Consider the following 13,115-nt stretch of genomic DNA (forward strand, 5'->3'; position numbering starts at 1 on the left):
AATATTAAAATGGCAGAAGCACAAGTGAATTATCGGCACGAGCTGGGTAATGAAATTGTTGGTAAATTCAAGCAAGCATGGAATGGTGAGCTACCACTTGAAAATTTTTTAGCGTTGTTTGATGAACAAATGATTTTTAATTTTCAGCAGCAAAAAATTGAAGGTGTTGAAGCTTATAAAAGGTTTGTTATGCAAGCTAAACAGCTTACTGAAAAACTTGATGTTGAATTTTTTAGAGTGTTTACCAGAGATAATTATATTCAGGCTTACTATCGTTGGTCATCGAATAAGTGGCACCCTGATATTATTCAGGGCAGTGGATATTCTAATTATTGCAAAATAGTTATTCGTTTTGAAAAAGGAAGAATTGCTGAGTTATGGCAACAGGTACCTGACTTTTTATACTTGCTTGGAAAAATTCCTCAGCAAAAGGTTATGCAATATCCGGTTGTGATTAAAGAAAAGCTATTACTTGAACAGGATGGAAAAATTTTTCCTTCAAACGATAGTCAGACTGTCATGATGAGTGACTTGTTTAAGCGGATGAATGATTGTTTTCTTGGTCATAGTTCTTTAAGCAATATGAAAGATATTCAGCACCCAGATATGGTCTTTTATAATGGTGATACTAAAGGGCAAGGAATACAGGCTTGGAAAACTTTTGCTTATGCATTGCAAAGTTGTCTTGGCGATCTAACACCAAAGCGTATTGATGATTTATATATACGTCACGGTAATAAAATGAGCGTTTGTTTACGTGCTGACTCCAGTATACCATCAAGTACGCTTTTACAATGTGCTAATGGACTTCAGGCGTGTCTGACAATGGAAGTTGAAAATGGAAAAATTAAAACGCTTTATACTCATCCCGAAAATTATATTGCCTTTCTTGATACCGACTTTGCTCGATATAAGGAACGTCTATATAACTTATTTCATGGAAAAAAAGAGCCGGTAAAAGAACCCGATATAGAAACAAGTTTTGATATGAGTTCTATTGTAACTGCTGATACTAAGATTGATACTCATCGCGACAATAGTTTTGAAGCGCAGTTAAATCAAACAACAACAAATAATGGTGTGGCAGTAATTGGTATGGCGGGTTTGTTTCCTCAGTGTGAAAATGTGGAACAGTATTGGCAAGCATTAGTTGAAGGTGTTGATTTATTTACCGATGTGCCTGAAACACGTGAATATGACAAACTTGATAGCAAAATATCTAGAGGGGGTTATATTAATGATGTGGAAAAATTTGATGCAGCTTTTTTTCAGATATTACCTGAAGAGGCGCGCTTTATTGATCCACAACAACGATTACTACTAGAGCAAGTTATTCAATGTATTCAAGATAGCGGTCATCCTGCGAGTGATTTTGCCGGTGAACGGACAGGTTTATTTATTTGTACCCAATCTGAAGATTACAAAAAGCTACTACAAGATCACCACTTAGTTTTAAATCCTCTTGCTTGGGGTGGAAATGAAACAGCGATGTTTCCACCTAAAGTTGCACGACTACTAAATATTCAGGGCCCTGTTCATTTTGTTAATTCAGAATGTGCAAGTTCGTTAGTTGCATTGCATGAAGCCTCTCGTTTAATCCGCCAAGGGGTGATTGATCAGGCGATTATCGGTGCCGCTAATCTTATATTACATCCGTACGGTTTTGCTGTGCGTGAAGAAAATTTACTCACGCCAGAAGCTTATCCTCGTATCTTTAGTAAAGATGCTCAGGGGCAAATTCGATCCGAAGCTATTGTTACTGTGATATTAAAGTCATTAATCAAAGCAGAAAAAGATAACGATAATATTTATGGATTAATTGCTGGCTCTGCGGTTAATAATAGTGGCAAAACACTTTCATTGGCTGCTGGCAATGTACAACAGCAAACCAAAGCAATCACCGATGCTTGGAAAGATGCTCAGTTAACACCTGCTGATATTTCATTAGTTGAATGCCACGCTTCAGGTGTACGTGGTGGTGATTTTGCTGAAATGACATCATTAAAGTTGGCATTTAAAGGTAGCGAATTACAACAACCTTGTCATGTCACTTCAGTTAAAGCGAACATTGGCCATACTGAAGCGGCTTCAGGAATGACCACGTTAGTTAAAGCCCTTTTGCAAATGAAGCATAATAAAATGATTGGAATTAAGGGACTTGAAGAAGTTGATCCTGAATTACATATCGATAGTCAACGTTTAAATTTGTTGACTGGTGCTCATGACTGGCATACGACAAAAGAAAAAGTGGTTGGATTAAGTGGTTTTGCTGTGGGGGGATATAATGCGCATGTTGTCGTCAAAGAGTATCAACCAAAAATAAAAAAACAACTCGAACAATTAGCATTGAATCAAACGGAGCAGACACAACAAATTATCGTGCTATCGGCACACAACACTGCCAGTTTAGAAAAGCAATTGGTTAATTATAAAAATTATCTACTTGACCATCCACAAACTAATCTTGCTCACTTGGCTTATACATTACAAGTCGGTCGTGAAGTGTTGAAGCATCGAGTCGCTATGGTGGCAACCAGTGTGAAACAGTGTGTTGAGTTAATTGAAAGCTTATTGAACGGTAAGCCTGAAAATGATTTAGTTTTTAGTGGAAAAAAACGTGCTAAGACTACTGTTGTTGAAAGTAGTCAGATGTTGAGCGAGCCAATTAATTTAGCTCGATTATGGGCTGAAGGGAACATAGTAACCTGGCAACAAAAAAATCAACCATTACTCTCCGGTTTGCCTGCTTATCCATTTGATCGTAAACGTTTCTGGTTGCCTGATTCTGCTAAACAGAAAGTTGCCACTCATCAACATGCGATTCATCCGTTGTTACAAGATAATCAATCTAATTTGTATGAACAATGTTATTTGACGCGATTTGATGGTAGTGAACCTTTCTTGTCTGATCACAAGGTAAAAGGTATTAAAGTGTTGCCTGGTGTTGCTTATCTGGAAATGATTAGAGTCGCCATTGGTGACGCATTTAAAAAACAGTCAAGCAATGCATTACACAATATCAGTTTGCGTAATGTTGTTTGGGTTCAGCCAATCGCATTAATGCCTGACAGTTACGAATCGATAGAAATTAAAGTGGTTTTACAACCATTGGATGAATCATTAGAAATAGTTGCTTTTGAAGTTTTTAGTGAGAAACAAGAAACGCAGTTAATTCATTGTCAAGGACAGGTTGCAATTAGCAATAAAAGTGAAGAACAACTTAGTCAGCTCCATATAAGCAATGATCTTCAGACAATAGAAAGTCGCTGTGACAAAATACAAATAACTGCGGCAAAACTTTACTCTGTTTATAGCGCTTTAGGTCTTGATTATGGCGCTGCTTATCAAGGTGTAAAACAGATTTCTATTGGCAATTCTGAAGTGCTAGCTAAGATTACACTAGATAATCGTTTAATTGATTCTCAGCACTTTGTTTTACATCCAGGAATAATGGATAGTGCAGTGCATGCCTCGATTGGTCTTGTTATGGACGCTGATGGTAAAACTGGTTATGAAAAATTACCATTACCTTTCGCAGTTGAACAAGTGGATTTATATCGTCCGTGTACCTCTGATATGTGGGCATGGATTCGCCTTTCTGCTAGTGATGATGACAATGACTCGAGCGGCGGAGTACAAAAAATTGATATCGACTTGATGGATAAGAGTGGCCGACTTTGTGTTCGTATGATTCGATTTTCTTCACGCACGGGTGAGAAAAATTCTTCAGATAGAAAGCAGCAAAAAACTGTTATTGCAGATAAAGGAGAGGTTTTCAATCAAGTATTAGCTTCTCTTAAAAATAAAGTCGCAGAATTGTTATTAGTACAACCAGCTGATATTGATGTTGATGAAGAATTGAATGAATTGGGGTTTGATTCAATCCACTTAACCAATTTTGGTAACCAACTCAATGAAATGTTTAACTTGCCGGTCGATAGGCCACTTAACCCAACTATTTTCTTTGAGTATCCAACATTAAAAACATTTAGTGGCTTTTTAATTGAAGAGTATGCTGATCAGTTCTCTGAAAAATATGGTACTGAAATTGTTTCTGATGAAATCACGCAAGAGGAAAATGTACAGTCGATTAATCAACATAAATCCCGCTTGTTAAGCCGCACACCAACATATGAGCCACAAAATATCAATACTACGAGTGATGTTGCGATCATTGGTATGAGTGGATGTTTTCCAATGGCAGATAATTTAGATGAGTTTTGGCAAAACTTATCTGAAGGAAAAGATTGTATTACCCAGATCCCACCCGATCGTTGGGATTGGCAAGCTTTGTATGGTGATCCGAAACGTGAAGATAATAAAACCGATATTAAATGGGGCGGCTTTATTAACGGTGTTGCTGATTTTGATCCGTTATTTTTTGGTATATCACCGCGCGAAGCTGAATTAATGGATCCTCAGCAACGTTTGCTGATGACGCATGTTTGGCAGGCGATTGAAGATGCAGGCTATAGTGCTAAGAGTTTAAGTGGTAGCAATACGGCAATATTTGTTGGTACAGCGAATAGTGGTTACAGCAACCTTTTAACTGATGCAGGTGTACCCATTGAGGGCGCTTCTGCTACAGGTATGGTGCCATCGGTTGGACCTAATCGAATGAGTTTTTTCTTGAATCTGCATGGGCCAAGTGAGCCGATAGAAACCGCTTGTTCGTCTTCTCTGGTAGCCATTAATCGCGCCGTTGAAGGAATTAAGAGCGGTCAATTTGATATGGCTATTGTTGGGGGCGTAAATACAATTGTTACTCCGCAAGGTCATATAGGTTTTGGTAAAGCGGGTATGTTAACTCCAGATGGACGCTGTAAAACTTTTTCTGATCAAGCCGATGGTTATGTAAGAGGTGAAGGTGTTGGCATTCTTGTGTTGAAAAGGCTAGAGGCCGCGGAGCAAAGTGGTGACAATATTTATGCCGTGATCAAATCTTCTGCTGAAAATCACGGGGGGCGAGCTAATGCCTTAACTGCACCTAACCCCAAAGCCCAGGCTGAACTATTAAAAGCGGCCTATTCTAAAGCGAATATCGATCCTCATAGTATCGGCTATTTTGAAGCACATGGTACGGGGACTAAATTGGGCGATCCGATTGAAGTTAATGCAATGAAAGCCGCATTTAGCGAACTTTATCCATCGAGTGAAAGTGGTTATTGTGGAGTAGGCAGCGTTAAAAGTAATATTGGTCATTTGGAGTTGGCCGCGGGTGTTGCCGGTGTGATTAAAGTGTTGTTGCAGTTAAAGCATCAAACGCTGGTTAAAAGTTTACATTGTGATCAGGTTAATCCCTATATTCAGTTTGAGAAAAGTCCTTTTTATGTCGTTCAAGAAAACCGTCCCTGGTTGCGAACTAAAGATAAACAAGGTAAAGAATTACCACGTCGTGCTGGTGTAAGTTCTTTTGGTTTTGGTGGGGTCAATGCTCATGTTGTTATCGAGGAATACACCCCCCAAGCAGCCGTTGCAGCCACAGAAAATAAAGGATCTTATATTATTGTTTTATCTGCGCGTAATGAGCAACAATTAGATGAAGCTGGAAAACGTTTGTATCAAACGTTAAGTAACAATTATGCGCAAGGTGATTTGCTGAATATTGCTTACACTTTGCAAGTTGGACGTGAAGCAATGGATGCGCGTTTGGCTATAGTGGTCGATTCTTTTGATGAATTATTAACTAAACTGAATAATTTAGATAATGCAGAAGGTGTTTATCGAGGGAGAGTTAAACCAAACGCAGAAATGATGGCTGTATTCCTTCAAGATGAAGATTTACAAAGTGCCGTTGAGTCGTGGGTAGCTAAAGGCAAGTTTAATAAACTCTGTGAATTATGGGTGAAAGGATTAGAGTTAGACTGGCAAAATTTTTACAATTCGAAAAATCCCAGAAGGGTCAGTTTACCCACTTATCCGTTTGCTTATAAACGTTATTGGGTGCCATCAATAAAAGCTCAAAAAGCTGAGTCACTTACGACTAAGTTACATCCATTGATTCATTGCAATACTTCTGATTTTTTACGTCAACAATATACCTCAACATTCAATGGACAAGAATTTTTTCTAGCCGATCATAGGGTAGGGCAAGACAAAATCTTACCCGGTGCGGCTTATTTGGAAATGGTTAGATTTGCATTTAATAATGCATCTTCTGTTCAAAATGATCGAGGCATTAAGATTAATAATATTGTTTGGCCACAACCAGTGAGTTTGACCAGTAATGAATCGATAAAAAATATTCATATTGAACTGAAGCCTCAAAGTAATGGTAATGTTGATTTTGAGTTTTATAGTTTAGCAGCTAAAAATAATAAATTTTTACATTGTAAAGGGCTGGTATCTGCAAGTCAGCAGTACGATCAAGTTGTCGATATTCAAAATTTGAAACAGCTATGTAATAGGAAAGAAATTTCTCATGAGCAAGTCTACTCTGCTTTTGAAGCTATGCATCTTAACTATGGTCCTGCTCATCGTGGTATTGAAAATATTTATGTTGGCGACAACCAGTTATTAGCCAAAATTAAATTACCACAAGTCATTATGTTTGGCGCAGAAGCGTTTGAGTTACATCCAGTGATTGTTGATTGTGGCCTTCAAGCGTGCATTGGTTTTATGCTGGCTAAAGATCCTGCAATTGCAGAAATGAAGCCGCCATTGCCATTTAAAATTAAGCAGGTTGAGATGCTTGGTCGCTGTGTGCCTGAGATGTGGGTATCTGTTAAATTATTAGACTCATCACAGCAGAGCTCAAACACACAAACTTTGGATATTGATTTGTGTGATAGTGATGGCAAGGTGTGTGTTCGTATTGAAGGTTTTACCTCGAGAACATTAACGGGCAAAACGGATACTGTTGCTACATCGCAAGATATCATGTTGGAACCCCGTTGGATACAAGTTAAAGCAGAGGAAAATTCATCGTCTTTTTCCGGGCAAACTTTAATTATTGGTGAAAATGAAAAGCTCAATCATCAAATATCATCGTTTTTCGAACAAGCCATTCAGGTTAATCAGTTTTCTCCCGACGCTTTATCGTCAATCAATCAATTAGCGCATATTGTCTGGATTGCACCAACACAAAATGTAGAAAGCGCCGAGCTAGGTGAAATGATTGAACAGCAAGAGCATGGTGTTATACAACTTTTTAAATTGGTTAAATATTTGTTATCGAATGGTTATGCTAATGTCAAATTAAAATGGACCGTACTGACTCATCAAACTCAATCTGTTGATGAAAATGAATTAGCCGATCCGACTCACGCCGCTTTGGCTGGTTTTCTCGGATCTTTAGCGAAAGAAAATCCAGCCTGGAAAATTTCAGTATTCGATTTACCTCATAGCGGATTAAATTCAAAAAATGATGAGATGGCTAAGTTGTTTAACTTAGCTTGTACTAACGGAGAAGTCTGGGCGTATCGAAATTCTTCCTGGTATCAACAAAAATTAACGCCATGCGATAACTTGCCTGTACAAGAATCCTTGTATAAGTCAAAAGGCGTTTATGTTGTTATTGGAGGTGCTGGTGGTATTGGTGAGGTATGGAGTGAGTATATGATGCGTACTTACCAAGCACAGATTATTTGGATTGGCCGAAGACCAAAAGATGCAGCACTTACTTATAAATTGCAAAAGCTAGCTAAGCAATCGCAAGCGCCTTTTTATATTAGTGCCGATGCAACCGATAAAGAATCGTTACAATTGGCTTACGATACAATTAAAAATATTTACGGCACAATTAACGGTGTCGTTCATTCAGCTTTGGTGTTGCATGATAAAAGTATTGCTGCTATGAACGAGTCAAGTTTCAGAGCGGCACTCTCTTCAAAAGTTGATATTAGTGTTAGGTTGGCACAAGTTTTTAACCCTAAACAGCTAGACTTTATGATGTTCTTTTCTTCTCTGGTTGCTTTTGGTAAACCGCCGGGACAAAGTAATTATGTTGCGGGCTGCCAGTTTAAAGATGCTTTTGCTAAAAGTTTGTCATTACGATGGCCATGTGTAGTTAAAGTAATGAACTGGGGATATTGGGGAACAACGGGTGTTGGCGATAATGATAAAGTCAAACAAGTGATGACGCGATTAGGTGTTGGCTCTATCGAACCAGATGTGGCTATGAATGCATTAGAGCAGTTGCTTGTTAGTGAACAAAATCAACTGGCTTTGGTTAGTGTCAATAAACCAATTGAGCAGCTGGCTAGTGGTGCTTACGCTTCATTCTTACAAGTTCCACAAAAAATTAAAGTCGCTCAATCAGAAACTAAGGTTGTGACAGAAACGGGTAGTGTTGAGCAGCAATTAATTGATGCAATTAAAAAAACTTTGAGTGAAGCGCTTAAGGTTGGTGAAGACGAAATTGATATTGATGAAGCATTTTCGGGTTATGGTTTAGATTCTGTGACCGGAGTATCTTTGACTCAAACATTGAATGATAGTTTTGATTTAGATTTAGATGTTACCTTGTTTTTTGACTACACCAATGTTCAAGAGTTGAGTGATTATTTATTAGAGAATTATCAAGCGGCTATTGAAAAGAAGTTTTCGGCAAGTGTTGCTAAAAAGAAAGAAAATGGTTTTGAGCAAAATAAGCAATATCATTCACCTTTAGTAAACAGTGACGTTAAAGAAGTAAAAGTACAGTCTCATGATCGGGAAACACAGCAAGTTAATGTTGAACAAAGTATCAAAAAGTTACTGAGTGATGCGCTGAAAGTTGAGATGGAAGAAATTGATATTGATGAGTCATTTTCGGGCTATGGTTTAGATTCTGTGACCGGAGTACAACTGGCGCAAACTTTAAATGACAGCTTTGGTATTGAACTCGATGTCACTTTATTTTTTGATTACGACTCAGTAAGTAGTTTAGCAAGTTATATCATCGAGCAGCATCCTGAGTTGAGTGTTAGCAAATCACCTGAAACGGAAGAGAAACTGGTTAATGTTACTTCAACCAGTCAGTTAATAAATCGTTTTGTTAAAAGTTCATCGACTAATTATTCGCCTGTTGATGAAGCGTTTGTGAATGAAGTTAATACGACTAGCGAGATTGATGATGTTGATGCTATTGCTATTGTTGGTATAAGCGGCAGCTTTCCGCAAGCAGAAAACATTGAACAGTTGTGGGATAACCTTCAAGCAGGAAAAAATTGTATTCGACAAGTACCAGCTGAACGATGGGATTGGCAGCAGGTTCAGGGAGAAGAAAATTTGCCTGTTAATGAAGCCTGTTTTCAGTGGGGCGGATTTATGGAGGGCATTGATCTGTTTGATGCTGAATTTTTTGGCATCAGTGAGCAAGAAGCAAAATATATGTCGCCTCAGCAACGCCTGTTATTAACGCATAGTTACAAAGCGGTTGAAGAGGCAGGAGAAACACCTAAGAACTTGTCAGAAAAAACAACGGGTGTCTTTATTGCTTCGGTTCCTAGTGAGTACCTAAATCTTGATGCTATGACTAATGATATACCACTGGTTGTGGTTGGGTCATCTACTTCAATGATTCCTAATCGTATTTCATATAGTATGAATTTAACTGGGCCTAGTGAGCATTATGATACAGCTTGCTCTTCAACATTTACGGCTTTACATCGTGCGGTTCAGTCAATTCAACAAGGTGAGTGTGAGCAAGCGATTGTTGGTTCGGTGAATTTATTGTTATCACCTGCTGGTTACATTGGCTTTGAGTCGATGGACTACTTGAGTGCGCAAGGCAAAATGGCTGCTTTTGGTCCTGGTGCTGACGGCTTTGTTCGTAGTGAAGCTGTTGGTGCGGTACTACTCAAACCACTGAAGCAAGCGATTGCTGATGGAAATCATATCCATGCAGTGATTAAAGGAACCGGGTTAAGTCACGGCGGTAATACGGTATCGATGACAACGCCTAATGGAAAGGGAATGAAGCAAGCAATGAAACGGGCCTATAAAACTGCAAAAGTTAACCCTGATAGTGTTGCTTATGTGGAAGCACATGGTATTTCTAATGCTTTGGGTGATGCCATTGAAATGAGTGCAATCAAAGCTACCTATGCCGATCCACAAAGAGAGACTTATTGTCACCTTGGTCATTCAAAAGCCGTTATTGGTTATCCCGAAGTCGCTTCAGGGATGGTTGCATTATTTAAGGTCATTATGGCGTTAAAAAATAAAACAATTCCTGGAACTCCTGGGTTTGACGGGCTGCATCAAAATATCTCTCTGAATAATAGTAAGATAGCGATGGAAAAAGAAAATCAGCCTTGGCCTTCTTCTAAAAATAAACAAGGTCTATCAGCACCTCGAAGAGCAGCGATTAACAACTTTGGTTTTAGTGGTGTTTGTGGTCACTTGATACTTGAGGAATATATCGAGCCAATTGAACATTCAGAGAAAACGGTATCTGAAGAACGAGTGTTTATATTTTCTGCTAAAACGCCTCCACAATTAACTCAGCTTTTAAAACAAATGAAATTATTTGTTGAAACTAATGGCAATTTGTCTTTAGCCGATTTTGCCTGGACCTTGCAAGTTGGAAGAGAGGCAATGGCCTGTCGAGCTGCCATAATTGCTCAGACATATGATGAATTACTTCTTGGCTTGGAAAAACTGAGTCAGAACTTAGAACCACAAGGGAGTGTGGAATGTTTGGTAGCTAATGATGAACAGGAAAAGTTAGCACAGCGATGGGTCGCAGGAAATAAAGTTGATTGGACACAAGAAACGACGGCTTCGCCTGCTAAACGCTTGTCTATACCGGGTTACCCGTTAGAGCAAAAAAGTTATTGGATTCAAAGAGATAATAGTCGTTTATCACTAATGAATAAAGTCGTTGAAGATGTTTCTTTGATGACAGAATAAAACAAAAATTAATATCGGAGTTAAACATAATGACAACAAATATTCAGCAACAAGCAAAAGAAGCAATTGATTTAGCTATTAAGCGTCATGGTGGAATGGAACGGTGGGAAGAAGTTGATAGTATATTAGTTGAAGCCTATACCATGGGTGGGTTTGGGATGTCTCGTCGAGGATTGGAAAATGATTTTCCGATGCCTAAGAAAGTTAAATTAAACCCTAAGGAAGGAACCGCTATTTTATATGACTACCCTAAAGTCGGACGTGAAAGTATCTATGATAATGGTCGAGTTGCTGAGGTTGCAGCGGGCGAAAAACCTGTTTTTGATCATGACAATTATCGCGAAAAAATGATGAGTGTTTCTCGTTTTAGACGTCCGTGGAATACGCTAGATGCCACCTATTTTTTCGGTTACGCAATGATTCATTATGCATCACTACCTTATACACTGACCGACACAAAAATTATTGGTGTTAAAAAACGCAATAGTGGCGACTGGCGTACTAGAATTGATATTGAAAATCCCGATGGTGCACATACTCATAGTAAATATGAAACACTATATTTTGACGAGTCAGGTTTGTTGATCCGCCATGATTACTGTGCCGAAGTAAGCTCGCCTTTAGCAAAGGCGGCCAACTTTTTAGTGGATTATGAAAATGTTGATGGTTATTTAATTACGAAACGTCGTAAAGTTCACTTTCGCTTGGGGCGTATGAAAACACCATTAATCGTTATGGATGCAGGTATTAAAGTACTTGAAATTACAAATCGCAAAATGGCTTCTTAAAATAAGTGATTTGTTGTGGGGGGGACATGCAAGAACAGAGCTTGTTGGAAAAGTATTTGCCTAGTTATACCTTTAGTGAATATCACGATATTATAGTTGATAATCCATCAATAGAAGCCGTGTATGACATTGGTAGAAATGTTGATATGTCTAAGTCAATGTTTATTCCGCGGTTGCTAAAGTTGAGAGGTTTGCCGACAGAGAATCTTAACGCGCCTGAATTTATTAAGGCGATGAACTTTACTGATATTGAGCAAGATCCACCAAGAGAACAACTATATGGCTTTTTAAAAGCAGATAAAATTTTACCTGTGACTAGTTATCAACAGTTTGTTGATAATCCTTCAGGAGCTAGCCTTAAAGTTGTTTTTAGTTTTCAGTATTATCAGTTGAATGATTGTCAGGTAAAGGTGAGTACTGAAACACGAGTTCAATGCATTGGCTTAAAAAGAACTTTTCAGTATACGTTTTATTGGATTGTTATCCGATTTTTCAGCGGGCTGATTCGAAAAGAAATTCTTAAACTGATTAAACAAAAGGCACAGCAGTGAATCAGCCAACTCAATTGTCGGATACAAGACAAAATTTTAAGCCTGAGGTTGTTGCTAAAATACCAAAGCCAATCTTGTTACCCTTGCGTTTGTTTTTTTATGTCAGTGGTTACTTAGCTCCGAAATTAGCAACCAATAATTTCGAAAAGTTATTGCAAGCAATGCCACGTAAACCACTTAAAGCAAAAGAAATCGAATTTTTAAATACCGCTAAGCGACAGACTTTTGATTGTGGCGATATTGATTTGCAAGGATATATTTTTGGTGAAGGACCAACTATATTAATGGTGCATGGGCTATTGGGTAATGCAGCTAATTATCGTGCGATGATCCCTAAGCTAGTGGAAAATGGTTTTAGAGTTGTAGCCTTCGATGCAGCCAATCATGGAAATTCACCCGATGGTATTGCTTTTTCTGATCAGCCTGTAAGACATCTGAAAGCAATATTGCGACAGTTAGGCGAAGTGCATGGCATTGTGAGTCATTCGGCTGGTACTTACGCTGCCTTGATTGCACAGTTAGATGAATCCTCGGGGCGTAACTTAAAAAAATGTGTTTACATGGCTGCTTTTCCAGATGCCAAAGTAACTTTGCAGACTTTTATGGATTATTTTTGGGTTCCAAGGCGATTATTTGGTCGATTAGCGAATTTGTTTGAAGTGATTGGTGACATGCCATTTGAACAACAATCGTTTGCTTATTGTTTGCCGAGGCATGCGGTAGATCAAAAACCACAGCGATTATTTATTCACTGTCGCGATGATAGACATATACCTTATTTTAGAACAGAAGAAATGTTGCTTGGAGATCCCGATGCTGAACTATATTCGACTGCTCAGCTAGGACACTTTAAAATTTTACGAGATGAAGCCGTTACTGATAAAGTCGTCGACTTCATGAAGTTATAGCCGTCTAATAACGATCATAATTACCTCACTTT

Annotated in this window: 4 protein-coding genes; all 4 read left to right on the forward strand. The window is 38.5% G+C overall.

From position 1 onward, the window contains the following. Nucleotides 1–9 precede the first annotated feature (9 nt). From ACT5E3_RS01025 to ACT5E3_RS01040, 4 genes are read left to right on the forward strand one after another with little or no spacing between them, the layout of a single operon-like run. Nucleotides 10–10,836 carry an SDR family NAD(P)-dependent oxidoreductase gene (locus tag ACT5E3_RS01025; protein WP_444996464.1) on the forward strand — a complete coding sequence of 3,609 codons (10,827 nt, stop codon included), beginning with the start codon at nt 10–12 and terminating at the stop codon, nt 10,834–10,836. Nucleotides 10,837–10,865: 29 nt separating this feature from the next. Beyond that, nucleotides 10,866–11,624, forward strand: a complete 759-nt coding sequence (locus ACT5E3_RS01030; RefSeq protein WP_444996465.1) for a hypothetical protein — start codon at nt 10,866–10,868, stop codon at nt 11,622–11,624. A 26-nt stretch (nt 11,625–11,650) separates the two neighbouring features. Then, on the forward strand, nt 11,651–12,175 hold the full coding sequence (locus tag ACT5E3_RS01035) for a hypothetical protein (RefSeq protein ID WP_444996466.1): 525 nt from the start codon (nt 11,651–11,653) through the stop codon (nt 12,173–12,175). After that, entirely contained in the window at nt 12,172–13,083 is a 912-nt protein-coding gene (locus ACT5E3_RS01040) for an alpha/beta fold hydrolase (protein WP_444996467.1), read from the forward strand. The genes ACT5E3_RS01035 and ACT5E3_RS01040 overlap by 4 nt, the downstream gene beginning before the upstream one ends. The last annotated feature ends 32 nt before the right edge of the window (nt 13,084–13,115 follow it).

It is taken from the genome of Aliikangiella litoralis (genome assembly GCF_052495765.1).

What these genes read in the sequence shown, in the direction of transcription:
- ACT5E3_RS01025 (WP_444996464.1), top strand. Translation starts at nt 10, where the DNA reads ATGGCAGAAGCACAAGTGAATTATCGGCACGAGCTGGGTAATGAAATT.
- ACT5E3_RS01030 (WP_444996465.1), top strand. Translation starts at nt 10,866, where the DNA reads ATGACAACAAATATTCAGCAACAAGCAAAAGAAGCAATTGATTTAGCT.
- ACT5E3_RS01035 (WP_444996466.1), top strand. Translation starts at nt 11,651, where the DNA reads ATGCAAGAACAGAGCTTGTTGGAAAAGTATTTGCCTAGTTATACCTTT.